Raw genomic sequence first — 25,661 nt, forward strand, 5'->3', positions numbered from 1 at the left:
CCCACAAGTGCTGCTGCGCGGCAAAGGGCGCAGAGACCGCGTCGTCCCCATTGCTAAGGACCTGGCGCGGGCGCTGACATCCTTGTTGAGCGAGCGCGGGATCACCCATCACGAGCCGCGAGCGATATTCGTCGGCGCCCGCAACGAACGCCTGACTCGTTTCGGAGCGATCCATATCGTGCGGCGTGCGGCCACAGAGGCCGTGCCTACCAGGCCGGCCTTGGCCGACAAGCCCATATCGCCGCACATCTTCCGGCACTCCCTCGCCATGAAGCTTCTCCAGTCCGGCGTGGACCTTTTGACGATCCAAGCCTGGCTCGGGCACGCACAGGTCGCCACGACCCACCGCTATGCCGCAGCGGATGTCGAGATGATGCGCAATGGACTCGAGAAGGCGGGCGTCACCGGCGCTCACGGCGTGCGTTTCCGACCAAATGACTCCGTTCTGCAACTGCTGAACAGCATCTAAATATTATGTGGCGGAAAAATCCGGACCGGCGGGCCTAGGCTGGCACCAGGAAGGCTCCGCCACATAATCTCGCCCGACGCATAAGAACGGTTATGTGGCGCGCCACATAACCGTTTTGAGGCGACGTTTATGGAATGGGTTTTCGCAAACGCGCCGCCTGCGCAGGTTTACCGGATCGCCAGAAGATCGGACGCGATCGGGAGTGAACGATGAGCTTGTCGTCAGCCATCCACCGCCGACCTAGCCCACATCAAACTGCGGACGTCAGCGGCTGGCCGCTCTGAAGACAACCTGATCCTGCAGCAGCTCAGGCGCACCGTCGACGCGATGGTGGCCTTCCCCGTTGGGCAGGGTTGCCAGGCCGTTTAACCATGGATCGAGGGAACCCAGATGATCCAAGTCGTGCGGTCCCCCAGGAAAGGAGGATACGACTACGTGGTCATCGGCTCTGGTTCGGCCGGTAGTGTGGTGGCCAGCCGATTGGCGGAGGATTCTGCCCGAACGGTCGTTCTCATTGAGGCGGGCGGGTCCGACCTGTCGATCGATGGAAGCATGCCTGCGGCCATAGGTCTTCCGTTGATAAGCGATCGGTATAACTGGAAATATTTCGGTATGCCTGAGATGAGGAGGGGCCAGGACGTCGGCGTCTATCAACCCTGCGGCAAGGTGTTGGGAGGCTCTTCGTCTATCGGCCGGATGAACTGGACGCGCGGCAACAGGGAAGACTACGACAGTTGGGCAAGCTATGGCGTTCAGGGTTGGAGTTACGATGAGGTTCTGCCGTTCTTGAAAATGTCTGAGGCTTTCGAGGGTGGCGACGATCGGTTCAGGGGGAGCCAAGGCCCGATTCAGGTTGAGCGTTCCAAAGCCGACAATCCTCTGTTCCAGGCCTTTCTTGCCGCGGGCGTTGAGGCAGGTCACGGCGTGAATCACGACCACAACGCGGCTCATCAAAGCGGCGTTCACCGCATCCAACACAACATCGGCAACGGGCGCCGAATGAGTGCGTCCTTCGCCTATCTCCACAATCGGCCGGTCCGGCCAAATCTGGATGTCTTGCTCGACGCGCGCGTAGTTCGCATCATTTTCCAGGGCCATTGTTGTGTTGCGGTCGAGGTAGTCAAAAACCGCACCCGCATCACGATCCCGGTCCATCAAGAAGCCATTTGCTGCGCAGGAGCATTAGTCTCGCCGCAACTGCTCATGCTGTCGGGTGTCGGACATGCGGACCATTTGCGACAGCTAGGCATACCGGTCGTCTCTCACTTGCCGGCAGTTGGTCAGGGATTGAGCGACCACATCTGTTTCTGTGTTGAATATGAAGTCAAGGATTCCCGCGAGTCGGACGCTCAAACCCTGCGCTTTGGTGGAGGACTTACGCCGGGTCTGGAATGGTTATTATCTCGGCGCGGCCCGCTGACCTCTGGTCTTTTCGAGGTAGGAGCGATGCTATCGTCCGATCAGACGGTGAGCCGGCCCGATATGCAGATAGAATGTCTTGCGGCGCGATCGAGCTTCGGCGCCGGTGAAATCAGCATTGCCCCAGGGTTTCAGTGTGTTGTCAGCCTTCAGCGGCCTACAAGTACGGGTCTTGTTTGGCTGAGTAGCGCCGATCCTTTTGCTCCCCCGGCCTTTCGGTTCAACTACCTACGAACAGAGCATGACCGGAAGCTCGCGGTTGTCGCACTCAGGCAATTGCGTGACTTGATGAACCAGCCCAGCATGGTGACCAAGCTCAAGGGCGAGGTCGGGGAACAGGTCGCCTGTCGCACCGATAAGACGTTGCTGTCCTGGGCAAAACGGGTCGCGAAATCCAGCTACCATTCCTCCTGCACGTTGCGTATGGGGAGTGGAGAGGGGAGTGTTGTGGACTCGTCCGGAAAAGTGCACGGGTTCGACAATCTGAGGGTGGTGGACGCATCCATCTTCCCCACGATCCCCACGGCGAATCTTTACGCGCCCACGATCATGTTGGCGGAGAAAATCTCTGCCGATCTGATCCGGGTGTCGGCGTAAGCGTCGTCGGGGACGGCCCGTGGGAGAGGGCGCGCGCTTTACAGTCAACCAAACGAACAAGGGCCAAACCGGCAGCGCACGAAACGTCCGCCATCAGGACCAGCTCAGTTCGATGCTAAGGTCGGTCGGGCAACCATCCGCATAGCACCGCCGACCGCAAGATGCGGTACTAGCCCGGCATTGGCACATTGTGCGACGATCGTCGCCAAGCCCGTTCCTTCAAAAAGTCAAACCATTGACGGTCGCGACCTTCGACTCCGCGGCGCGGCTTCCTAAGCGCAAGAGCGTTTGCCGGCGAGGATTGCAGGGCGAAACAACTCTTAACAATCCAAAACCCACGGCAACGACAAATCGGGATTAATGCCGCCAGACGCGATTGCGAACAGCGGTCGCGGGTATGCCGACCGCCGGTGGCGACCTTGATGGTTCCTTCCGGCGATGGCCCGGGACAAGGCGGTAGACATGTATCGACTGGTGGCCATCGTCCTGCTGGCCTTCCTTGCGGGCTGTTTGGCGCCCGATCGCATTGTTTACGGGCCGAAGGCTGCGACGCTAGCCAGCATCCAAGGGTTCAGCGACATTCGTATTTATGCAGATTCGGCCCGGAAACTGCGCGACGCGCAAACCTGGCTGCCCATCCCGAGACACAAGGAAATCAACTACCTCGTCCTGTCGAGCGGCGGTGGCGCAGGCGCATTCAGCGTCGGGGCGCTCAAGGCTTGGTCGGACAATGGACAGCGGCCGGAATTCGACATGGTCAGCGGTGTCAGCACGGGCGCGCTAATTGCGCCCTATGCCTTCCTAGGCTCTGCCTACGACCAGCCCCTCGTGGAACTCTATACAAGCGGTGTCGCCAAGGAGTTAGTCGATGCGGATTTCCTACCGAAAGGCCTGTTCGGAGCAAGTCTCCTGAAACAGGAGCCGCTTCGCAAAATGGTCGAGCGCTATGTAACGCAAGACGTACTGGAAAAGATCGCAACTGAGCACCGCAAGGGGCGACGACTGCTTGTTTTGACCTCCAACCTCGATTCCCAAAGAGCGGTGATCTGGAACATGGGCGCCATCGCCGCCAGCGGGCGGCGCGGTTCGCTGAAACTCTTCCAGGACATACTCATCGCCTCGGCAAGTATCCCCGGCATTTATCCGGCCGTCCTCATCCGGGCCGAAGCTGGAGGGGAGGCGTTTGAAGAAATGCACTCCGACGGCGGTTCGGCGACCCAGATCCTGACGATCCCGGAGGGGTGGATAGCCAATTCGGACAAAAGCGTCCTGCCTAAGAACCTCAAGTTCAACATGTACATCATCATCAACAATGCGCTCATGCCAGAATTTACCACGACAACGAACAATACGTTTTCTGTCATGGCCAGGGCGAATTCCACCCTTGTCAAGTCACAGACCCGCAGTGCGCTGCTGGCCACTTACGTCTACGCCCAAAAGAACGGCATTCGATTTCGCGTGGCTTCGATCGACAAGCAGCTCCCCTACAGCATGACCGATCCGTTCAACACCGACTACATGCGCGCCGTTTACAACCTCGGATACACAAAAATGGCTGGTGGCAGCCTGTGGCAAGACAGGCCCGTGTTCACCGACAAGGTTGCTGCCGCTCAGCCAGCGAAACAGACGCAGTAGCCACGCGCCTGCCTCCCTCCATTCCCCAAGCCCAACAGGAGAACGAAGTGCCAAATTTCCATACAAACCAGGCTGCCGGTCGGCTGCAGCATAGATCGATCGGCGCCGCGATTCTGCCGTCGCTGCTTGTATCGGCAGTTGCCGGCTGCACCTCGGTGCCACTCCAGCCGGACAACTCGCTGGCCTCCTATGACGGTCTCACCAAGGTCGACGGGCGAATAAGGAAGGCAGAGTACAAGGCTGTCCCCGAGGATCTCGACGTCAGCAAAACAGTGTACATTGAGCCTACGCTGGTTTCGCCAACCGCAGCGCAATCCTCCATAAAACCCGCCGATCAGGCCTTAGTGGCAACCGTAGTTAGCCGCGCGCTTTGCGTTGGCGTCAGCGATCGTTTCGTAGTCACGGGAGACAGAGAAAGCGCCGATCTGGTTGTTCATGCGACGGTCACCCGCATCGTGCCAACGAACGCCACAGTCGCCGGCCTGTCGACCGCGGCGTCGATTGGGGCTTCGTTCGCGTCCTCCTCCGTCCCTGTCCCGAGGATTCCGCTGGGACTGGGCGGGCTTGCCGTCGAGGCCGAGGCGACCACGAAGGATGGAAAACAGGCGGCTGCGATGGTGTGGTCGAAGGGCGCGAATTTCGTGACAACAGGCGCGCGGATGTCACAGATTGGCGACGCCTACTCTCTGGCGGAGAGTTTCGGAAGCGACTTTTCCAAGATGCTTGTCACGGGCAAAACACCATTCAAGTTTGGCTTCCCGAAGCTTCCGTCTTATCAGAAGCTGAAATCCGGGCTCGGCGGCAAACCCAAATATCAGGCTTGCGAAAGGTTCGGTCGGTCGCCAGGCCTGAAGGATTTCGCAGGCGGGCAACTCGGTTTGCCGCCGTCCTGGACGGACAAGCCAGCTCGTCCGCAAAGCTAGAGCAGAATTTGTATCGACCAACTCCATCGCCGGACATCCGGATTAATGGACTGCGCGTCCGTATGCGGACCCGCGGTAAGTCGGTCGGCCTGCACTCCCCTGCCCCCCGACAGGCCGACCGACGCTTTGATGAATGCAAATCAAATCAAACCAAAACCAGTCCTGTCATGAACCGAGCCTGATCGTGCCGCCGATCTTTCAGCCGAGCGGATTAGCTTTAGCCGAACTCGCCAAAGAGGCGGGAGTGCTGCTACCCGCAGCTGCCAACCCAGACATGCTTCTGCAGAGCGGGGCGAGCCTTGAGACGGCACGGTCGTGGCATATCGCGTACATTGATCATGCACGCTACACGAACGCCTTGCGCACCACCAAGGCCGGCGCTTGCTTTGTCACGGAGCGCTTCGCCCATCTGGTGCCGCCTGGCACCGTTCCCATCACCGTTCGGGATCCCCGCCTTGTTTATGCCAAGGTGCTTGCCCGGCTACACCCCGAGGCATTGCGAACCCCGCCGCTTTTGGGCAGCCCTGATGTCACCGAGGGATGTTTTGTGCATCCATCGGCGCAGATCGGCGCCGGCGTCGTGCTCGATCCTGGTGTTGTCATAGGAGATCGGGTGTTCATCGGAGCCGGCACCACAATAGGCGCCCATGTGGTGCTGGGTCCAGACGTGGTGATCGGCTGGGACTGCTCCATCGGCCCTAGCGTCTCAATAGCCCATTGCAGCTTAGGTGATCGGTCGATCGTCTATGCGGGCGCGCGTATAGGCCAGGATGGTTTCGGCTTCGCGATGAGCGGTTCAGGGCATGTAAAAGTCCCGCAACTCGGCCGCGTCACGATCGGAAACGACGTCGAGATCGGAGCCAACAGCACGGTCGATCGCGGTAGTGCGGGCAATACTGTCATTGGAGACGGAACAAAGATCGATAATCTCGTCCAGATTGCGCACAACGTACGGATCGGGCGTCATTGCGTGATCACTGCCCAGGTCGGGATCGCGGGCTCGACCGTGCTGGAGGACTACGTAGCGGTGGGCGGCCATAGTGCGATTGCTGGCCATCTGCACATCGGCCAGGGCGCTCAACTTGCCGCGGCCTCGCGGTTCATGAGAGACGTGCCGGCAGGCGAACGCTGGGGCGGAATGCCCGCCAGACCACTGCGAGAATGGTTCCGCGAACAAGCAACCCTCAAGAAATTGGCGAAGCATCGCACCGGGGCTGACTCTGTAGCCATCTCATTCGCGGCCTGGCTGTCGAAGCTGTGAGCTCAGATATAATCCAGTGTTCCGCGGTGTTGGCCGGGCGCGTTTCGAATACGGCTCCATAAATGATGTTCTGCGACTTCTATGGTCGAGTACGTCTCATGTCGGTCGCCCACGATGGCTCCGCACATGACAGGGCACAAATGCAGCGCCGCTGCGGCTGTGATCAGGGTACCGTCATATGTCCAGAACCAACACTTTCAAAGAAACCGCATGCAGTCGCTAACGACAGCAGCGTCCCAAGCCTGTCTGGAGTGGGACGAAACCCGGCGCTGGGTCGGGGGCGTACGAGCATCCAGCCATCTCCTTCGAGGTCGATGCGCAATCTTTTTTGCCTTGAAAACTCGGCGGATACAGAGACGGGTTGCGCGGCTCAGCCAGACTGTCCGGAGAAGGCTGCGCTAACTCTCGGATAAGTCGACCGAATTTCGAGCCAGCCTACATAAGCTATGTCTACAGTGACTGAATGGTGATCCCGACAGGAATCGAACCTGTGACCTACAGATTAGGAATTTTTCAGACAGTCTTTCCCATTGTTTCCCAATACAGGTCGTTGTACGTTTTCGTGTTCTAACATGCTCAAGTTGTTGTATTTTTCGTACTGCGCGGCTGTGATGGCGTAGACAGACCAACAGATCGAACATCACGCAGTGTCCGTACTAATCTCGTACTAATTTCATGGCAGACCTTCGAATCGCCCTTACAGACCGCGCCGTCGCACGCCTCCAGCAGGCGTCTTCGGGCCAATATTTTGCTCGCGACACCGAGCTGCAGGGCTTCTTGGTGCTCGTGGGCAAACGGAAAAAAACGTTCGTCGTCCAGGGTGATCGAATGAAGGCGGGCAAGCGTCTGTCCGTCCGGATGAAGGTTGCCGAAGTTGGAGAACTCACAACGCGTGCGGCGCGGGCGAAGGCCAAGGACATTCTCGGGAAGATTGCCAACGGCATTGATCCTCGCGCGTCGACGCGCAAGCGGGACGGCGAAGCTGTAGCGGTCGATCTGCCGTCGATTACGAACCCCACGCTGCGCACTGCCTGGGAGCGCTATCGCGACGGGCATATGAAGAACAAAGGCCGCAGCAATGGGACGATCAATAACTATCGGGATCACATCGAGCGGCTCTTGGCCGATTGGCTTGACGAGCCGCTTTCCAAGTTGGGTAACGATCCTTCCCTCGTGACTGTGCGGCACGAGAAACTCACCAAGAGAAACGGCGCCTATATAGCCAACGGCTGCATGCGAACGTTACGCGCTGTTTACAACCACGCTCGCAAGGTCGCCCGCACGCTGCCGGCGGACAACCCGGTCTCGGCCATCGACTGGAATGCCGAACATCGGCGCAACACCGCGCTCGGGCTTTCGGATCTGGAGGAATGGTTCACCCAGCTCGCGACTTTGAAGAACCCTGTTCGGCGGGAGCTACATCTGTTCATGTTGCTCTCAGGCCATCGCCCTGAAGCGATCAGGAAGGCGCGGATCGACCATGTCGATTTTCGCGCGCGTGTCCTGCACATACCCAGGCCGAAGGGTGGTGAGGTCAAGGCATTCGACATACCGCTTTCGCGAGCCATGATCCGCTGCCTGGTGAGAGTGATGCGCATCGGTAGGGCTCTCTACGCCGAGCAATCGCGTGACTGGCTCTTCCCGGCCGACAGCGAAAGCGGTCACATCATCGAGCACAAAGAGAAACGCAGCGATCTGTCGAAATGGGGGAATGACCTGCGTCAGACTTTCCGCACGATCGCCCAAGCCGCGGGCGTTGCGGAGTTGGACGTCCATCTTCTGATGAACCACTCGATCCCGGGGGTTAACGCAGGCTACATCACACGCAACAAGCTGCTGAACGATCACCTGCGCCAGCAGCAGGAGACCATCTCACGTCGGATGCTCGAAGCTGGACGTTCGCGAGAGAACGGACCGGTGCGTCGCACTACTGGCTGGCCCGTACTTCCAAGCAGGCGCCTGCTTTCTGGTCTGATGAGTGGCAAGGATTAGCGGTTTCGAGCAATGGAAGTCGAGTCCTGCGCCAAACAATTTGCGGAGTATTGGGGGTTCGAGTCCGTAGAGCGCTACCGCCTTTCTCCCCACTCAAAAGACTTGCGGTATTTTCTGCGAAGTTGGGCGTGACGGAGCTGTCTTGGTGCTGCAAGAACGGTATGGAACGCGAAAGTCTGACCGAAGCCGACGAAGGTTTTTCGTGGCGCGAACGGCAGCTTCGCGCCTAATATCGGCTAGCGTCGTAGGAATTGATGCGATGACTGATCAGCGCGTCACGAGCAATTGAGGGTCCATTCACAAGATTGGAGTGCACCCATGTTTCGATCGAAAGTTGTCGCCCTTGCGTCGCTTGGCCTCGTCCTGGGACTTGCCGCTGCCCCCGCGCCCCTGCAGCGGAGTAGGCGTCGGCAGGATCGGTGCGAACGCCTTCGCGACGCGAAGCCGGCCATAGACGTTGACGTCGAACATCATGTCCACGTCGGTCGCGATTTTCGCCAAATCCGAGACTGCCTGAAGCCCATCGGCACGATGACGAATTTCTCAATGTCGTAGAATTCGTCGCCGGTCACCTCAAGTCGGCTGCGCAGGCGGTCGCCCGAGGCATCGGTGAAAGGCATGCCCGACAGGTGGATCCCGGCGCTTGGCTGGCGATCAGGATGCGGGCGCTGGATGATGGCCGCAGCACCGGCGCGGCTCATGCGGCAGCGGTTTGCCGACGGGATTTTCGACGCAGATGCGGCAGGCCCGAACCGTCGCTGCAAAACTGTCCAGTTCCACGCTCAAGCGGCGGCACTCGGCCGGCTGGAGACCGCCTGATGCCAGCGCAACACATTGGTGTATTCATCCGGCACCTTGATGCGCGCCGGATTCATGAAGTCGACCGCGATCAGACCGGTGATATCGGCAATCGAATAGCTGTCGCCGGCGACGAATTCCCGGCACGCCAGCTCGTCGTCGAGGATTTTCAGGAATGCGACCGCCTTCGGTTTGTTGGCCTCGCCCCATTCGGGGATCTGCGGGATTTCCAATTCCTTCATGGCCGGATGGATATGGCGAAAGGCCTGCGCGACGGAACTGAGCAGGTTGAACTCCATCCGCCTCTGCCACATCTCGACCTGCGCCTTGCCGAGCGCGCCACGCCCGAACAGGGCGGGCTCGGGGTGCAACTCCTCGAAATAGCGGCAGATGGCGACGGATTCGGTGATGATGGTGCCGTTGTCAAGCTCCAGCACTGGCAGGTGTTGCAACGGATTGCGTGAGCTGACCGTCTGGCTCTTGTGCTCAAGCGCGCCCATGTCGACCGACACCAAAGGAACCGCGATCCCCTTCTCAGCAAGGAAAACGCGAACCCGCCGCGGATTGGGCGCTCGGTCGCTGTCGTAGAGTTTCATTCGATACTTCCTTTTTCTTCCCAGCCAATGCTGGTTTCGGGCCCCGCAGGCGGCAGCGGCGGAATGGTCAGAGCCATCGGCGAACCTCGGCCTTGTAGCGGCGGTAGTCGTCGCCGAACTTCGCTTCGAGATAGCGCTCCTCGCGGGCGATCACCTGCGTCTGGATCGCAATCAGCACCAACGGGAGCAAGGCGAAGGCGATCGGCCCGTCAAAGCCGGTCGCAAGGCCGGCATAGATAAGCGCCATTCCGAGATACATCGGATTGCGGGTCCACCGATAAGGACCGGTCGTTGCGATGAGCGTCGTTGGCTGCGACGGCGGAACGTTGGTGCCCAGCCGCCGGAACAGCCCCGCCGCCGCAAGCATCATCGCCGCGCCGGCAACGAACAGCAGCGCGCCCGTCGCGACCAGCAACCACCAGTCGATGCCGAAAGAGCGCAGGGTGACGAATCGCTCCGCCGCCAGCCCCAACAGCAGCGCTCCCAGATAGACGAAAGGCGGAGGGAAGCGCACACCCGCGCTGTCCGGTTCGACGGTCATGCTCATCCTCCAGTCTGTGCTCTCAAACCAGCATCGACTGCTGGGCGGAGATACCCGCCGTCGCGCCCTGCGATATTGCCGTGGTGACCGAAGCCATGGCTGGGTTTGCAAGATCGCCGGCGGCGTACATGCCGGGTATGCTGGTTTCGCGGCGCTCGTCGGCCTTGAGGGCGATGCCGAGGGGCGTATTGACCGTGGCGAGGCCCAGTGATTCATGCAGGCTTGCGGACGGCTTGTTGCGCGGATGCGCGAATAAGATATCGACTGCGACATCGGGGGCGGTATCGAGCTTGACGGTGGCGTTATGCCCCCCGTGACGGGCGATCCCGGTGATCCGGCCATCGACGACAGGTATGTTGCGGCGCGCCAAATCGGCCCGGATATCGGGTGCAATGTCGTGACCATCGGCGAAGACCGTCAACGTGTCGGTCCAGTCGTGGTACAGCCTGACATAATTGTGCGACTGTGGGCCGGACCAGACGAGGCCCCAATGCTGGCCGGCGACTTCAAAGCCATCGCAATAGGGGCAGGGTACGATGGACGTGCCCCAGCCTTCGGCAAAGCCCGGAACATCAGGCATCTGGTCGGCGACGCCATAGCTCAGGATCAGGCGGCGCGCCCTAAGGCTTTCACCATAGGCAGTGAGGACGGAGAAATCGTCGATGGCGCCGGAGACGCTGTCGGCCCGGGCACTGGCTAGCCTGATCGTGGGATAGCGCGCCAGCTGCTGCCGCGCTTCGGCCAGGATGTCCAGCGGTGGCTTGTGATCGTGGCCGAGCAGGCCATGCGAGTGGCCGGCGAAGCGGTTGCGCGGCAGACCGGTATCGAGAACGGTGACCTTGCGGCGGGCACGGCCGAGCTGCAGGGCGGCGGCGAGACCGGCAAAGCTGCCGCCGATGATGATGACGTCATCCATAGTGATGGGCTCCGTGTTGCGGTTGGAGGGGTGTGGGCTGGGCGTGTCGCGAAATAGCGTCCAGCGATACGCGCTCGAGACGGGCAGCGAGCAGGGCTCCGGCATCGCCGAGACAGTCGCCCATCACTGTGTTGACCGGCCGGACGATGCCGCATTCGATATCTCCGGGCGGCCTCGGGAAACTTGATTTGGAGGACAGGGTAAAATCCAATCTTTGGCTTGCATATTTCTGAAACTGCGTGGTATCGTAATGCAAGGATTAGGATACTGTCAAGTACTGGAATTGCCGTGACCGAAAATAGCAAGGGCCGGCGCGGCCGGCCCGCCAACGAGGCGCTTGGCCAAACGATACTCGACGCTGCGTCCGAACTCTTTGTGGAATTGGGTTTTCAAGCGACGACATTGGACAAGGTCGCCCAGCGGGCGAAGATATCCAAGCTCAGCATCTATCGGCACTTCGAGAACAAGGAGGCGCTGTTCAGCGCGGCCATCGCGTCCGGCTGCCATCAGTTGTTTGCACCACAGGCCCTTCTTGAAGGCCTCGACGGTTCGGTCGAAGATCAGCTCATGGCGGTGGGATCATCCCTGCTTCGCACGCTGTTGAGATCAGACGTCCGCAGTGTCGAAGCCATGGTAATGGCCGACCAGACGAATCCAAAGTCGTTAAGCAAGCTCCATTACGAAGCCGGCCCCTCCCATGTCATCGCCCAGATCGAGGCCCTGTTGCGTCAGTTGCACGCAAAGGCGGTTCTGAACGTGCCCGATTCTCTCCGGTCCGCCCGCTTGTTTGCCGCGCTTTTCAAAGGATCCGATCTCCTGATTATCGCACGCTTCGATGAGGCGAGAGCAGCGGACGACAACGAAATCGATTCCTATTGCCGGTCCGCCGTCGCCATGTTCATCGCCGCGCACGGTGGCAACGACCACGCGGGCCGATAGCCTAGTTAAGAACGGATCAGAACAAGGATATGGCATGGCAGAGAAAAATGTTTATCAGGTAGCCGACTGGAATGGCCAAAGCGGGGAGCGCTGGGTCGCTTACCAGGCCCGGCTCGATGCCATGATGGCGGTGTTCGGCCGGGCCGCGATCGAAGCCGCCGCGCCCGCCACGGGCGAACGCGTGCTGGACGTCGGCTGCGGCGCGGGAGCGACTAGTCTGGATCTGGCCGCCCGCGTCGGCGCGGGGGGCCATGTGCTGGGCGTGGACATATCCGAAGCGCTAATCAGCAGAGCGCGCGCGCTAGCGCCACAGGATACGCCGGCCGTGTTCCAGGTGGCCGACGCCAGCAGCACCGAATTGCCCCAGGGCGCGTTCGACATCCTGTTCTCGCGCTTCGGAGTGATGTTCTTTGACGATCCTACGGCGGCCTTCACTCATATGCGCCGTGCGCTCAAGCCGGGGGCGCGGGTCGCTTTCGTCTGCTGGCGCGGCATGTTAGAACGATTGGGTGCGCTTGCCGATGGGCGCGATGAAGGGCATCCTTCCGCCGATGACGCCGCCCGGTCCCGAAGCGCCCGGCCCGTTCTCGTTTGGCGACCAGGGGCGGGTGGCGCGTATTCTAACGGTGGCTGGCTTCACCGATGTCGCTATCGCGCCCTTCGATGCCTCCATCCCGTTCGGCAAGGGGGAGACGCGGGACGCGGCGCTCGACGACGCGGTGAAGATGACACTCGAGGTCGGCCCGCTGTCGCGCGCTCTCGCTGATCAGCCCGACGACATCCGCGCCAGCGCCTCGGCAGCGATTCGTGCCGCCTTCGCGGGCTGCCCCGGTGAGCGGTCGGTGATGATCGACGGCGCGGCGTGGATCGTCACCGCGCGCAATCCGGCAAGCTGACAGGGACTAACAGGGGTAGACGCCCCGTCTCGATGGCTCGGCGTCGGCCGTGACGCGATAGACCCGCACTGCTTGCGGCCGGAACGCAGAGGAGATAGGGCGGCGGGCTTTTGTCCCAGGTCGCACCGATGCCATTGGTTTATATCGCGCTCATCGGCGATTACCTCTGGAACGATATTGACCGCCCCCTCGAACGGCCAATCCGAATGTCTGGTCGGCAGCGGATGGGAGCATCCTGTTCGGAGCGCCAACCATGCAGCATTGAAATTATTTGTGAAATTTTTCCGAAGGCGCTACCAAATATGCGGAAATTTCTAACTATTTCAATAACTTATTCGATTTTTGGTAGCGGGAGAGCGCTACCGCCTTTCCCCCCACTCAGAAGACTTGCAGTATTTTCTACGGTGTTGGGCGTGATGGACCTGTCTTGGTGCTGCAAAGACCGGTGGAGAACGGGAAAGTCTGACCCGAAGCCGACGAACGTTTTCCACGACGCGAACGACAGCTTCGCGCCCAATGTCGGCCGTAGAAGTCGATCTTGCCATTGCTCGGAAGCAGACGTCGCCCGAAGCGGGAGCGATCGTGGTTGCGCGACATCTCGAGCCCAGACTATCCGGCTCTATAGTGGAGCGTTGCGGCGACTCAGCAGCAGAGCGATGCCCAACGCCGGAAGCGTCGCCGTCGCGACGGCCAGGAAGACGAATTGCAGCCCGGCCGACGCAGCCACCAAGCCGAGCGCCGGACTGCCGAAGCCGAGCGCCACGTCGAGGAAGACTGTGTAGAGTCCCATGGCCAGGCCGCGGCTGCGTGGCGGAAGACGGCTTACGGCCTCGGCACCGAGGCCTGGATAGACCAGCGAGTAGCCAAGGCCAGTCAGGCCCGCTCCGATGGCGGCGAGAACGGGCCCGGGCGCAAGCCAGATCAGCATGAGCCCGACAGCCTCGACCGCCACGAAGATCGCGGCGACGCGCGCACCCCCCAACCTGTCAGGCAGGTGACCGAAGCACAGCCTTGCCACGATCAGCGACGCGGCATAGGCGGTGAAGGGAAGCCAGACCGGCTGCCAACCGCGTTCGGCAAAGAGCAGGGCGCCGAAACCCAGAATCGCACCATAGCCGAGGCTGCTAAAAGCTGCTCCCACTCCGGGAAGCCAGACCGCTTGCGCCACGCCCGTCCATGAGTGTCGCGCGGCGCTCGCGGCGAGACTGGTGCCACGCATAGGCAGGATGGCAAGCAGCGTCGCAAGCGGCAGGCCGACCGTCGCGACTGCGATCGCGGCGAAGCCGCTCGCCGCGTGAAGCGCAGATCCAATCGGCGCGCCTAGCGCGAGCGCCGCGAACATCGCCGTGCCCACCCAGGCTATGACCTTTCCGGAGTTCTGTCCGCCCGCGAGGGAGAGGCCCCAGGCGACGCCGCCGGTGATGATGAAGCTCTCGGACGCGCCCAGTACGGCCCGACCGGCGAAGAGCGCCGATGCGGACGCTACCGGCCGGTCGAGCAATGCCAGCGAGCCTAGGTAAATGAACCCCGCCAGGGCAGCGGCAATGAGGCCGACGATGACGGCCCGCTTGCCGCCGCGCCCATCGGCATAATTTCCGGCTCCAATGCGCGACAGCATCGAGGCGACGAACTGGCTGCCCGTCACCAGCCCGACCGCGAAAGGGCCGAAGCCGAGCTGCTGGTGAAGATGCAGCGGCAGGACGGGTAGCGCCAAGCCGATCAGTAGGAAGCCGGCGAAGACAGCCGCCATGATTGGCACCAGTTCCGCCATCACGCCATTTCGCTCTGAAGTCCGCGCCATTGCCGCCACCGATAACACTTTGACAGCCGAGCTGTTCCGATCAGTAACGTGCGTAGGTCACGCGCCAGCCTTCGGCCGGATTGTCCGGCGTGAGGACCAGTTTGTTGTCCGAGACTTCGAATTTGCGTTTCATGCTCTTCCCGACAAGGTTGCGGACCAGGGAGGACTCGATCGTGATGACGAAGGTCTTGTCCTGGTCGTTGATGGCGACCGGCCCGTAATAGGCTTCGTAGCCATTCTTTGTGTAAGGCGTGTCCGGCGCCTTGGCGTCGGGGTTCTGGGCCTGCACCGTGAGGGTGCCGGCCTCGGTGAAAATGACCTGACCGGAATACGGTACGGGCTTGAGATTTCCGCCTGCGCTGACCTCGAGCGACGTCATACGCCACGCACCGACGATCGGGGACTCTTGCGAGAAAGCCGGCGTGGCGACCGAAAGCGCAAGGGCGGCTATCTTCAATCTCATCGTCATATGCGTTGTTCCTTTTCTGATTTGTGGGTGCCCGTCCGCCCAATCTTCGCTCAAACCGAAAGCATGACCTTGATGGCGCGCCGCTCGTCCATGGCGCGGTAGCCTTCAGCGACCTCGGCCAACGGCAGCTTGAGGTCGAAGACTTTGCCGGGCTTGATCCTGCCGTTGAGCACACGGTCCATAAGGTCGGGCAGGAAGCGGCGCACCGGCGCCGGGCCGCCGAGCATGCGCTTCTGGCCGAAGAAGAGGTTCTGGCCATCGAAGCTCACGCCATGCGGCACGCCGACATAGCCGATGGTGCCGCCGGGGCGAGAGCAGGCCAGCGCCTGGTCGAAGGATTCCGCCGTGCCGACGCATTCCAGCACCGAGTCCGCGCCGACGTCCTTGGTGAGCTCTTTGATCCGGGCCACACCTTCCTCGCCGCGCTCGGCGACGATGTCGGTGGCGCCGAACTCGCGAGCGAGTTTCTGGCGGCTGGCGTGCCGGCTCATGGCGATGATGCGCTCGGCGCCCATCTCCTTGGCCGCAAGCACGCCCATCAGGCCGACCGCACCGTCGCCCACCACAACCACCGCCGATCCTTCTCGGACCTCGGCTGCGTCGGCCGCATACCAGCCGGTGCCGAGCACATCGGACACAGCCAGCAGGTCAGGGATGAGTTCGGCCGGCGGCACCTCGGCGGTGGCGACCAGTGTGCCATCCGCCAAGGGCACGCGGGCGTAAGGCGCCTGCGCGCCCGACATGAACTCGCGCTGCACACAGGACGACTGGAAGCCAAAGCGGCAATGCGGGCAGGTATTGTCGGACAGGCAGAACGAGCCGACGACGAACTGGCCGGGACGGACCGTGCGCACCTCTGCGCCGACCTCGACGACGATGCCACAATATTCGTGGCCATATGCATAGGGCCGTCGACCGGCTGCAGCCCGCGATAGGGCCACAGATCCGAGCCGCAGATGCAGCTTGTCGAGAGCTTGATGATGGCGTCCGTTGGCCGCATGATTTTCGGATCGGCGATTTCCTCGCAGCGGATGTCGCCCGGTTTGTAAAGAAGGGTTGCGAGCATTTTGGTTCCTTTCGAGTGGAGAAGATCAAGCGCCGTAGTCGGCGTCGCTGGCATGTTCCAGCCAGTCCACGACCTTGCCGTCTTTGACCTCCTGAAGGGCGATGTGGGTCATGGCGGTCTGAGGCGACGCGCCGTGCCAGTGCTTTTCGCCGGGCGCGAACCAGACGACGTCGCCCGGACGGATTTCCTCGACCGGGCCACCCTCGCGCTGCACGCGACCAAGGCCGGAGACGACGATCAGCGTCTGGCCGAGCGGATGCGTGTGCCAGGCGGTGCGGGCGCCGGGCTCGAAGGTCACCTGTGCGCCTTGGACCCGCCCGGCATCGAAGGGATTGAAGAGCGGATCGATCCGCACCGTTCCGGTGAACCAGTCAGCCGGCCCCTTGGCGGAAGGCCTTGTGCCTGCGCGAAGAATGTCCATGGTGATCTCCTTTGTGTCCTCAAATGCGTTCGATGCGAAGCGGGAACTCGCCGCGAAGGTGCAGGGCCTGCTCGCCCTCATCGAAGCGGCCGAGCCTGATCAGCCCGGGATGGCGATAGTCGGCGTAGAACATGGCCAGGTTGCCCCAGGGCATGAAATAGCACAGGTCATAGGGCTGCTCGTTGGCGAACGGACCGCTTCCCTCTTCAGTCAGCTTGCGCGGCAGATAGGCGATCTTCTCGTTATGCGCGTAGTCCTCGATCTCGAGATCGAGCGGCAGCATGGAGAAGAAGTCGCGCGCCGACGGATTGTCGTAGAGCGTGGCGGTCATGGTGCGGCCGTTGAAAACCATCCTGATCTTCATGTCGGTGGGCTCCTGGCTGACGGGGACCTCGCCTTCTTGGCTGGCGGCTGCGCGAGCCAGAGCCGCCACCGCGAGCGCGGCGCCGAGCAATGTCCGGCGGCTGAGCTGCGCACGCTCGATGGTCATGGCAAAGACCTCCGGGTCATATGCGATGCGGCCAGGGCGGCGAGCGCCGATCCGCAGAGCAGCACCGCGCCTAAAGTGAACGCTCCCCACCAGCCGACCGTATCGAAGAGCGTGCCGCCGATCGCGGCACCGCCTGTAATGGCGAGCTGGATGACGGCTACCTGCAACCCGCCGCCGGCCTCTGCGTCGTCCGGCAACGTGCGGCTGAGCCACGTGCCCCAGCCAACGGGCGCGGCCGTGCCGAAGAAGCCCCAGGCAACGAGCAGCAGCGCCGTGGGAACCGGCAAGGCACCGAGGGCGATGAGCGCAGCGGCCAGCGCAGCCATGACCAGCGGGATGACGATGAGGATGCTGAACAGGCGCGTGCGCAAAAGCCGGCCGACGCACCATGTGCCGAGCACTCCCGCCAGCCCCATCGCCAGCAGGATCGCTGAGAGGGCAGCGATGTCGAGCTGAGTGACGCGCTCGAGAAAGGGCCGCAGATAGGTGAAGAGCGCGAACTGACCCATGAACAGCATCATGATCGACGCCATGCCGGTGGCGACAGGAAGACGGCCGAGCAGCGCCAGCGGATTCCCTGGACGCTTCCTCCGGCGCGGGGACAGCGCCGGCAGGCTTGTCCACTGCCAGGCCAGCGCCAGAAGCCCAAACGGCACGACGAGGAAAAAAGCGCCGCGCCAGCCGACATAGGCGCCAAGAAAACTGCCCAGCGGCGCGGCGATGGTGGCCGCAATGGCATTGCCAGCGTTCAGCATGGCGAGACCCTTCGGAACCATGTCTTGCGGCACGAGGCGCATGACGATCGCGGTCGACATCGACCAGAACCCGCCGATCGCGATGCCGAGCAGCGCCCGGCCGACCATGAGGAACGCGTAGTTCGGCGCGAAGGTGACAGCCAAACCGGACACGATGAGGAGGAGGGTGAAGCCGGTCACGACCAGTCGGCGGTCGATGTGGCGCGTGAGGCCGGCGACCAGCAGGCTGGTCACGACGGCGAAAACGCCCGAAATCGAGATCGCCTGGCCCGCGCGGCCCTCGGTGATGCCAAGATCGGCCGCGAGCGGCGACAGCAGGCTGACCGGCATGAATTCAGACGCGATGAGCACGAAAACACACAGCGCCATCGACAAGACCGCGCCCCATGCGGCGCGGTCTTCGACAAGCCTTGTGTCGTAAGTCGTTTCCATGATTGGCATCCTTGCAAGGCGACTGGGGCGGATCAGCCGCCCATCCCCGTCGCCATGCCCATTCTATTAGACTGAGTAATTCGCATGGACTTATCTGCTTGTGATATAAATGCCAGACGGGAGGCCCTATGCAGCGCGATGGCATGAAGGATCTGCTCTGGTTCGTGGCGGTCGCGCGGGAGCGCAGCTTCACCAAGGCGGCGGCCAAGCTCGGTACCTCGCAGTCGACCCTGAGCTCGACAATCAAGGAGCTTGAAGCTCGTCTTGGCGTCCGCCTGCTGACACGTACGACGCGGAGCGTCGCTCCGACCGAGGCCGGCGAGCGGCTTTTCCAATCTCTTGTTCCCCGCTTCGAGGAAATCGAAGCCGACCTTGCAAGCCTGGTGGCCTTTCGCGACAAGCCCTCCGGAACGGTCCGCATCACGCTGTCCGACCATGCGCTCCAGACGACCGTCTGGCCGAAGCTGCAGCCCGTGCTCAGCGACTATCCTGACGTGCGCGTCGAGCTCTACAGCGACAACGGCTTGAAGAACATTGTGGAGGAGCGCTTCGATGCCGGCGTGCGGCTTGGTGAGAGCATCGACAGGGATATGATTGCAGTGCGGATCGGGCCGGATTGGAGGCTCGTGGCCGTGGCTTCGCCGGAGTACTTTTCCCGCCATCCGGTTCCGACCGCACCCCAGGATCTGGTCGATCATGACTGCATTAATATGCGGCAGGCAACGTTCGGCGGATTATATGTCTGGGAATTCGCCAGGGATGGCCGCGACCTTCGTGTGCGGGTGGAAGGCCAACTCACCTTCAATTCGTCCATTCCCATGATCGAGGCTGCGATAAGCGGTTTCGGGATCGCCTATGTCCCGGAAAACCTCGTCAGCCACCACATCGCCAAGGGATGCCTTAGGCTCGTGCTTGACGACTGGAGTCCGCCATTTGCGGGCTATCACCTCTACTACCCGAGCAGGCGACAGCTCTCGCCTGCGATGGCGGTGATCGTGGAGGCGCTCCGCCATCGTATCTGACCCCTTTAGAAGCGTACTCTTTGAATGCTCGCCTATTCGCGCAGCAAGGGTCACCAGAGGCGCATCAAGCGAGCTTTTCCAGCGTGATTGGAAGGCTTCGAATGCGTTTGCCGGTCGCGTGGAAGACGGCATTCCCGATCGCTGGGGCGACCCCTACGACACCGATCTCGCCGACTCCTTTGCCCCCCAGAGCAGTTGCCTGCATGTCCGGAATACCAACCGAAATCACTTGGATGTCGGGCACATCGGCGTTGACCGGGACGGCATAGTCGGCAAAATTCGCGTTGATGGTGCGTCCGTCCCGCTGGTCGACGTAACCCTCTTCCAGGAGAGCTTGCCCGAGACCCATCACCATACCGCTGATCCACTGGCTTTCGGCAAGCTTCGGATTGAAGATCCTGCCGCTGTCGAATGCCGAGACCATGCGCTTGACACGGATCGTGCCAAAATCCTCATCGATGCGAACTTCCACGAAATGCGCACACCAGCTATGGGCCGAGACGCCTCCTTCCACCGCGCCCTTCAACTGGGCGAAACTGCGGTCGGCCCCATTCTTCGTCTCTTCGGTGGCGCCTGGAGCAAAGGTGTTGCCCTCGATTTCCAGTTTGTCTGTGCCCACTGCCTTCAACAGTTCCGCTATGCTGATGCCGCCGGTCGGTCGACGGGTCGGCCGTACCGAGCCGTTTTCGAACGTGAGGTCAGTCGCCTTCGAGGCTGCCAGCGGCGACTTCGGATCGGATGCGGCAAGCGCCAGCAAGGCATCCCGTGCATTCTTGGCCGCCTTGTCCACCGCTCCCGCCAGGTTGTTGGCCTGCTGGGAGCCGCCAACGAGCGCCGATCTGGGGGGGATGGTGTCGCCCAGCCGCACCGCGACGGTCTCGACAGGAACGCCCAGAGCGTCGGCCGCGGTCTGGGCGAGAATAGTATAGGTCCCGGTTCCCATGTCCGTGCCCGCGCTGAGGACCTCGATCTGTCCACTGGCATGGAGTACGATCTTGGCTTCGCTCGCAGTTCGGATCATGGGGTATGACCCTGCGGCCATTCCATAACCGATCAACTCGCGGCCTTCGCGCATTGAGCGCGGAACGGGGTTGCGTTTCCACCACCCGATGGCATCTGCGCCAGCGGCATAGGCTTCGCGCAATTGCCGCGTGGTCCACGGCAAGTTGTTGCTGGGATCGACGTCTGCCCAGTTGGCAAGGCGCAGCGTGATCGGATCAATGTTGAGCGCGTACGCCAGTTCGTCGATCGCGCTTTCAAGAGCATAAGCACTGGGGTTTTCGCCGGGGCCCCGTTTCCAGCCAGGCTGAACCGTATTGACCGGCACGACGTTGAGACGTGACGAGAAGTTCGGCGTCGCATACATGATTTTCGTCACATTGTTGCAAGCCTCGATATGGACTTCGTCGATCGCTGTCTCGTTCCAGCTCTCATGGACAATCGAGCTTATCTTTCCGTCCTTCGAGGCGCCGATCGACAGGGTCTGCCGGGTTGCCGGTCGGCCGCCAAGGCCGGTGAAGGTCTGCGGTCTAGTGAGAGAAACCTTGACGGGCCTGCTGAGCCTCCGTGAGGCCGCGCAAGCCAGCCCCACATGTGGATGTGCCCCGATCTTAGACCCGAACCCACCGCCGACGTAAGGCGAGATCACCCGCACATTTTCGATGTCGATGCCGAGCCATTCCGACACGACGCTTCGAGCCCCGCCAACCCACTGGCTGGGCTCCCAGACGGTGATTTTCCCGTTCTCCCAGGAAGCGATGCAGGCATGCGGCTCTATCGGCACATTGTATTCGCGTGATGTCGTGTAGGTGACGTCTACCTTGACCTCGGAATTGGCCAGGGCTGTCGCGGCATCGCCCCAGGCAGCACCCATGGGATCGATGAGCTGGGCTTTTGCCTTGGGATCGTTGATGTCGAGAATAGGGTCGCCGTCCTCATATTCCACCTTGAGAAGGCTTGCCGCTTCCGTTGCCTGTTCAAAGGTTTCAGCGACCACGAGCGCGATATGCATGCCGTTGAAGCGGACCACATCGTCCTGAATTGGGGTAAATTCCTCGGTGGCTCCGCCGCCCTTGCTGTAGACGGTCGGCTTGTTGAGCTTCAGGGAATTCTGCGCGGTATAGACGTCCAAGACGCCCGGCAGAGCCTTGGCGGCCGAAGTGTCGATATTGATGATACGCCCTGCCGGCCGTGTCGATTGGACGGAAACGCCATAAGCCAAGTTCTCCAGCTTCTGCTCGATCGCATAGCGGGCCTGCCCGGTGACTTTCAACGGGCCTTCGGCGCGCGACAGACGCGCACCGAGCACAGAGCCCTTGGATTTAGTGGGATCGCTTGCAAAAGCTGTTTCGCCTGACAAGCCAACCCCAGCGGTGGCCACAGCGGCTGCGCCTGCTCCGAGTTTCATGACGGTACGCCGGTTGAGTTCGAACTCGTTGCCATGTGTCATGCGATATCTCCTACCGTCATCAGGGCGCGTGCCACGACCTTCGGTGCCAGCTCGATTTTGAACGCATTGTGTCCCCTCGACTTTGCGCCATCGACGGCAGCTGCAGCAGCAGTGCGGAGCGTTGCCTCGTCGAGTGTCTTTCCCTTGAGCGCATCCTCGACCGCACGAAGGCGCCATGGCTTGGTGGCAACGCCGCCAACTGCAATGCGCACATCGCGGATCGTCTTGCCGTCCGCTTCCATCTCGATACCAACGGCAGCACTGGCTGCCGCGAACTCATAAGACGCGCGATCGCGGACCTTGAGATAATGGGAGCGCTTCAACGCGGCCGAACGCGGGATCTCGATCCCGACGATCATCTCGCCTGGCGCCAACTGGTGCTCGAGATGGGGGGTATCGCCCGGGAGCAGGAAGAATTCGTCGACGGGAATTTTGCGTTCGGAAGCTCCCCGGACGATGACCGTGGCGTCGAATGCCACCAGGGAAACTGCAAAATCTCCCGGATAGATCGCTATGCACACGTCACTCGTGCCAAGCACCGCGTGGTTGCGGTTGACACCCTCGAGCGCTGCACATCCGGAGCCGGGACTGCGCTTGTTGCAGTTCGAATAGGCGCCGGGGTCGCGGAAGTACGTGCAGCGGGTTCGCTGCATCAGGTTGCCGCCGATGGACGCCATGTTGCGCAGCTGTGCCGAGGCAGCGCGCCACAGGCTTTCGGAGAGAACCGGTGCCGCTTCCTTGATGTCTGCGTGGGCCGCGACCTTGCTCATCTTGGCAAGGGCGCGGATACGAATGACATCCGCAGACACCTCGATCGTGTCGAGCCCGGAAAGGCGGGTGATGTCCACCACGCGGGCAGGGCGCTCGACATTCAGCTTCATGAGGTCAAGGAGCGTGGTGCCGCCCGCGAGAAAAAGGGTCTCGGGCTTGGCAGCCTCAGCAACCGCCGTTGCGGCGTCTTCGGCGCGGAGATACTCGAACGTTCTCAAAGTGCTGCCTCCTTCTTGAGGCGGCTGGCAGCATCGCGCACCGCGGCGACGATATGGGGGTAAGCGCCGCACCTGCAGATATTGCCGCTCATGTATTCGCGGATGTCCTCGTCCGTACCGGCGTGGCCTTCGCGAATACAGGCAACAGCCGACATGATCTGGCCTGGGGTGCAATAACCGCACTGGAAAGCGTCGTGCTCGATAAAGGCAGTTTGAACCGCGTGCATCACACCGTCGGCTGTCTGCAGGCCCTCGATCGTTGTGATCTGACGGCCCTCGACCTGGGCCGCCAAGGTGAGACAGCTCAGAACGCGCTCACCTTCGACGTGAACTGTGCAGGCACCGCACTGGCCGTGATCGCAGCCTTTCTTCGTGCCGGGCAGGTTGGCATGCTCGCGTAGTGCGTCCAGCAGGGTCACGCGTGCATCAAGATTGAACTGGTGGCGGCGGCTGTTGATGTCCAAGGCTAGCTGTCGGGGCTCTGACATGTCGTCTCCTCGAGTGGCGGGCGGGGATTGGGACTTCTCGCGAAGTCGACCGGACCGACGAAGCCTGCGGCATCAGTCGGAAAGGAAGTCTATTCCGAAGGCCCTGTCGTCGGCCGGTTGCCTAAGCAACCCTCAGGAGAGCACGGACGCGACATTCGAATTAGCCCTCAAAATTCGCATGAGCCTATCAATGGCACTCATGAATACACCTGCGACAGTGGTGGTGCTGAATGCGAACCTTCAGCTGTCGAAGGCCAGTGAGCTGGATAGCTCCTCATGGGCGTCGACCTGCTGCTGCAGCAGAGCGAGTTTCTGCCTGACCATGCCAAGAGCATCGGCGCCAGCGATGAACCGGCGGGGCAGCTCCGGCTTGTCGACCAGAGTGATCAACGCCTGCGCGAGTTTGGCCGGGTCGCCGACTTGCTGACCGTTCGCGGCTTTCCAGCCCTTTATCTGCTGGGCGCGACGTTCACTGTAGTCGCTAACGGAAGACGGAGCATATTGAGTGGACTCGTCCGTCAGTAGCTCTGTGCGGAAAAACCCAGGGTTCACGATCATCGTTTCAATGCCGAACGGCGCCACCTCGGCTTGCAGCGACTCGATCCAGCCATCCACGCCGAATTTTGCCGCAGCGTACGCAGAACAGAACTCGAAGCCCACCAGACCTGCCGTCGATGAGATTGCAATGACCTTGCCAGAACCCTGTGCGCGCATCACCGGCAGGACTGCACGGGTGACATTCATGGCCCCGGTCAAGGTGGACGCGAGCTGAAGCTCGATATGGGCTGGGGTCAGGTCCTCGAAATAGCCCGCATAGAAGCCCGCAGCATTGTTGACGAGCACGTTGAGGCGACCGAAGCGGTCGAGGGTTGCCTTCACGGCAGCGTCGGCGTCCTCCGGCTTGGTCACGTCCAACGTGACGACTAAAAGATTGTCCGACTGCCCGATCGCCTTGGCGACCCGATCCGGGTTACGACCGGTCGCAACGACCTTATCGCCGATGGCCAAGACCGCCTTGGCAAAGTCGAGGCCCATGCCTCGCCCTGCGCCGGTAATCATCCATACTCTACTCATAGCCGTATCCTTCCTAGCCAGTGTCTTTTCAATTTATGCCGCGTTGCCTTTTGGCATGTCTGTCTCGGCGGTAATCTTGAACCACCCGGTGGCGGACTGAATTACACCCCATAGTTTCGCTGGAATATCGATGCCCAGAACGCTTGACGGCCGGATTTCGGTCTCGATCAGATCCTCGCGGCCGCTCTTCGCCAGATCGACCCACTCCGGATTCATCACAAGTCCCTGCCCAACCGCGACGAGCGTGAGGCCTGTGTGCAGGGCGAGTTCGGCCTGAGAGGGCGTCCTGATCTGGCCCGCGGCAACGACCGGAACCCGCCCGCCGGCTCGACGCGTGATCAGGTCAGCGATAGTGTCGCCCCCGGGTGCCTCTATAGGCTTTGCCTCGAGAACGCTCGTCAGCGATGCGTGGAGGTAGTCCACACCTTCGTCGATAAGACATTCAATCAGCTCGTACGTGTCGGCGATACGCAAGCCACCTGACTCGGCTTCCTCGGGTGACACCCGGTAGCCCAAGAGGAAGGGGCGGTCCGCATGCGCCGCGATCACTCGCTTTACTTCACGCACAACGGCAATTGGGAAACGCATCCGATTTTCGAGGGTACCGCCCCATTCATCGCCACGCTGATTGTAGAGAGGCGAGAAGAAGTTCTGGATCAGAAATCCGTGAGCACCATGCAGTTCGATGCCATCGAAGCCTGCCTCAATGGCCCGTCGTGTCGCCTCGCCATAGGCGGTAATGATCGCCAGGATTTCGTCATTCATCAGTGCACGTGTCTTCACGCCGCCCGGATTGAAGGGGCCGGGCGGAACTTCGAGCGCACTGGCGCTGACGACCTCGCCGCCGGGAATAAGCGCCGGCACGGCCTTGTTCCCGGCGTGGAAGATTTGCAGAACGGCCAAGGCCCCGCCGCTTTTGGCCGCTGACGCCAGCCGAGAGAGGCTTGGGATGAAACGGCCGTCGTAGGAGGCGAATTCGCCTGTAAAGCCGATGCCGTCGGGCAACACATGGGTGCAGCCTGTGAGCACAAGTCCGACACCAGTCGCCCGACGGCGGTAGTAGGTGATCTCCGCATCAGAGACTGTTCCGTCGTCGTTGGCCGACCATGTGGTCATCGGCGCCATGACAATCCTGTTGTCGAGGCTCAAGCCGTTCGGAAATTGGAACGGCTGGAATATCTGTCGTTTGGTGTCCACAGGCGTTTCCCTTTCGACACGCGTTT

At 61.5% G+C, this 25,661-nt stretch carries 22 protein-coding genes and 3 pseudogenes; 9 read left to right on the top strand and 16 right to left on the bottom strand.

The genetic code is table 11. From position 1 onward, the window contains the following. From NKH23_RS23150 to NKH23_RS23175, 6 genes are all read left to right on the top strand, one after another. A partial coding sequence (locus tag NKH23_RS23150) for a tyrosine-type recombinase/integrase (RefSeq protein WP_353035388.1) occupies positions 1-469 on the top strand: 469 nt, incomplete at its 5' end. A 390-nt stretch (positions 470-859) separates the two neighbouring features. After that, positions 860-2,485, top strand: coding sequence for a GMC family oxidoreductase (locus NKH23_RS23155; RefSeq protein ID WP_352910105.1), 1,626 nt, complete (start codon positions 860-862; stop codon positions 2,483-2,485). 462 nt (positions 2,486-2,947) lie between these two features. Then, positions 2,948-4,120: a patatin-like phospholipase family protein gene (locus tag NKH23_RS23160; RefSeq protein ID WP_352910108.1), complete on the top strand. Its 1,173-nt coding sequence runs from the start codon at positions 2,948-2,950 to the stop codon at positions 4,118-4,120. 47 nt (positions 4,121-4,167) lie between these two features. Then, positions 4,168-5,043, top strand: coding sequence for a DUF3313 domain-containing protein (locus NKH23_RS23165; RefSeq protein ID WP_352910110.1), 876 nt, complete (start codon positions 4,168-4,170; stop codon positions 5,041-5,043). Positions 5,044-5,176: 133 nt separating this feature from the next. Continuing rightward, the gene (gene lpxD, locus NKH23_RS23170; protein ID WP_352910113.1) at positions 5,177-6,304 is read left to right on the top strand and encodes a UDP-3-O-(3-hydroxymyristoyl)glucosamine N-acyltransferase; all 1,128 of its coding nucleotides are present in this window, start codon (positions 5,177-5,179) and stop codon (positions 6,302-6,304) included. A 675-nt stretch (positions 6,305-6,979) separates the two neighbouring features. Then, a complete protein-coding gene (locus tag NKH23_RS23175) occupies positions 6,980-8,296 on the top strand; it encodes a tyrosine-type recombinase/integrase (protein ID WP_353035390.1) in 1,317 nt (438 codons plus the stop codon). A gap of 297 nt (positions 8,297-8,593) precedes the next feature. Here the strand turns inward: NKH23_RS23175 and NKH23_RS23180 are convergent, their stop codons facing one another. The 5 genes and pseudogenes from NKH23_RS23180 to NKH23_RS23200 all read right to left on the bottom strand — a co-directional run bounded on the left by NKH23_RS23180 (position 8,594) and on the right by NKH23_RS23200 (position 11,147). Continuing rightward, entirely contained in the window at positions 8,594-8,797 is a 204-nt protein-coding gene (locus tag NKH23_RS23180) for a hypothetical protein (RefSeq protein ID WP_352910117.1), read from the bottom strand. 14 nt (positions 8,798-8,811) lie between these two features. Continuing rightward, positions 8,812-9,139 (bottom strand): annotated as a pseudogene (locus NKH23_RS23185) (uracil-DNA glycosylase family protein); the annotation flags it as partial. Beyond that, a complete protein-coding gene (locus NKH23_RS23190; RefSeq protein ID WP_352910119.1) occupies positions 9,079-9,690 on the bottom strand; it encodes a glutathione S-transferase in 612 nt (203 codons plus the stop codon). The gene NKH23_RS23190 and the pseudogene NKH23_RS23185, both read right to left, overlap by 61 nt. A gap of 67 nt (positions 9,691-9,757) precedes the next feature. Next, positions 9,758-10,231, bottom strand: coding sequence for a methyltransferase family protein (locus NKH23_RS23195; protein ID WP_353015081.1), 474 nt, complete (start codon positions 10,229-10,231; stop codon positions 9,758-9,760). 22 nt (positions 10,232-10,253) lie between these two features. After that, on the bottom strand, positions 10,254-11,147 hold the full coding sequence (locus tag NKH23_RS23200) for an NAD(P)/FAD-dependent oxidoreductase (RefSeq protein WP_352910123.1): 894 nt from the start codon (positions 11,145-11,147) through the stop codon (positions 10,254-10,256). 288 nt (positions 11,148-11,435) lie between these two features. On the opposite strand from NKH23_RS23200, the gene NKH23_RS23205 reads away from it, so the two are divergent. Together NKH23_RS23205 and NKH23_RS23210 are read left to right on the top strand one after the other, a co-directional pair. Next, a complete protein-coding gene (locus NKH23_RS23205; protein WP_352910127.1) occupies positions 11,436-12,086 on the top strand; it encodes a TetR/AcrR family transcriptional regulator in 651 nt (216 codons plus the stop codon). A 34-nt stretch (positions 12,087-12,120) separates the two neighbouring features. Beyond that, a pseudogene (locus NKH23_RS23210) lies at positions 12,121-12,982 on the top strand (class I SAM-dependent methyltransferase). 619 nt (positions 12,983-13,601) lie between these two features. On the opposite strand, the gene NKH23_RS23215 reads toward NKH23_RS23210, so the two are convergent. The 6 genes and pseudogenes from NKH23_RS23215 to NKH23_RS23240 form a co-directional block, all read right to left on the bottom strand. Further along, on the bottom strand, positions 13,602-14,783 hold the full coding sequence (locus NKH23_RS23215) for an arabinose transporter (RefSeq protein WP_352910129.1): 1,182 nt from the start codon (positions 14,781-14,783) through the stop codon (positions 13,602-13,604). A gap of 40 nt (positions 14,784-14,823) precedes the next feature. Beyond that, positions 14,824-15,252 carry a lipocalin-like domain-containing protein gene (locus NKH23_RS23220; RefSeq protein WP_352910131.1) on the bottom strand — a complete coding sequence of 143 codons (429 nt, stop codon included), beginning with the start codon at positions 15,250-15,252 and terminating at the stop codon, positions 14,824-14,826. A 50-nt stretch (positions 15,253-15,302) separates the two neighbouring features. After that, positions 15,303-16,318 (bottom strand): annotated as a pseudogene (locus tag NKH23_RS23225) (zinc-dependent alcohol dehydrogenase family protein). A gap of 25 nt (positions 16,319-16,343) precedes the next feature. Further along, the gene (locus NKH23_RS23230; protein WP_352910134.1) at positions 16,344-16,739 is read right to left on the bottom strand and encodes a (R)-mandelonitrile lyase; all 396 of its coding nucleotides are present in this window, start codon (positions 16,737-16,739) and stop codon (positions 16,344-16,346) included. Between the two features lie 19 nt (positions 16,740-16,758). Beyond that, the gene (locus tag NKH23_RS23235) at positions 16,759-17,229 is read right to left on the bottom strand and encodes a cyclophilin-like fold protein (protein ID WP_352910136.1); all 471 of its coding nucleotides are present in this window, start codon (positions 17,227-17,229) and stop codon (positions 16,759-16,761) included. Continuing rightward, positions 17,226-18,416, bottom strand: coding sequence for an MFS transporter (locus NKH23_RS23240; protein WP_353035395.1), 1,191 nt, complete (start codon positions 18,414-18,416; stop codon positions 17,226-17,228). Before NKH23_RS23240 ends, NKH23_RS23235 begins: the two co-directional genes overlap by 4 nt. 128 nt (positions 18,417-18,544) lie before the next feature. Between NKH23_RS23240 and NKH23_RS23245 the strand changes: the two genes are divergently transcribed. Then, a complete protein-coding gene (locus NKH23_RS23245) occupies positions 18,545-19,438 on the top strand; it encodes a LysR family transcriptional regulator (RefSeq protein WP_352910140.1) in 894 nt (297 codons plus the stop codon). A gap of 64 nt (positions 19,439-19,502) precedes the next feature. On the opposite strand, the gene NKH23_RS23250 is transcribed toward NKH23_RS23245, so the two are convergent. The 5 genes from NKH23_RS23250 to NKH23_RS23270 form a co-directional block, all read right to left on the bottom strand. Further along, positions 19,503-21,887 (bottom strand): xanthine dehydrogenase family protein molybdopterin-binding subunit, encoded by a 2,385-nt coding sequence (locus NKH23_RS23250; RefSeq protein WP_353035397.1) that lies wholly within the window; start codon positions 21,885-21,887, stop codon positions 19,503-19,505. Continuing rightward, on the bottom strand, positions 21,884-22,876 hold the full coding sequence (locus NKH23_RS23255) for an FAD binding domain-containing protein (protein ID WP_352910145.1): 993 nt from the start codon (positions 22,874-22,876) through the stop codon (positions 21,884-21,886). Before NKH23_RS23255 ends, NKH23_RS23250 begins: the two co-directional genes overlap by 4 nt. Beyond that, the gene (locus NKH23_RS23260) at positions 22,873-23,364 is read right to left on the bottom strand and encodes a (2Fe-2S)-binding protein (protein ID WP_352910148.1); all 492 of its coding nucleotides are present in this window, start codon (positions 23,362-23,364) and stop codon (positions 22,873-22,875) included. The genes NKH23_RS23255 and NKH23_RS23260 overlap by 4 nt, the downstream gene beginning before the upstream one ends. A gap of 240 nt (positions 23,365-23,604) precedes the next feature. Then, complete coding sequence (locus NKH23_RS23265) at positions 23,605-24,438, bottom strand: SDR family oxidoreductase (RefSeq protein WP_353035400.1); 834 nt, start codon at positions 24,436-24,438, stop codon at positions 23,605-23,607. A gap of 33 nt (positions 24,439-24,471) precedes the next feature. Continuing rightward, the gene (locus NKH23_RS23270; RefSeq protein WP_353035402.1) at positions 24,472-25,635 is read right to left on the bottom strand and encodes an NADH-dependent flavin oxidoreductase; all 1,164 of its coding nucleotides are present in this window, start codon (positions 25,633-25,635) and stop codon (positions 24,472-24,474) included. Positions 25,636-25,661 lie beyond the last annotated feature (26 nt).

Source organism: Mesorhizobium sp. M1328, assembly GCF_040318075.1.
Classification (GTDB): domain Bacteria; phylum Pseudomonadota; class Alphaproteobacteria; order Rhizobiales; family Rhizobiaceae; genus Mesorhizobium.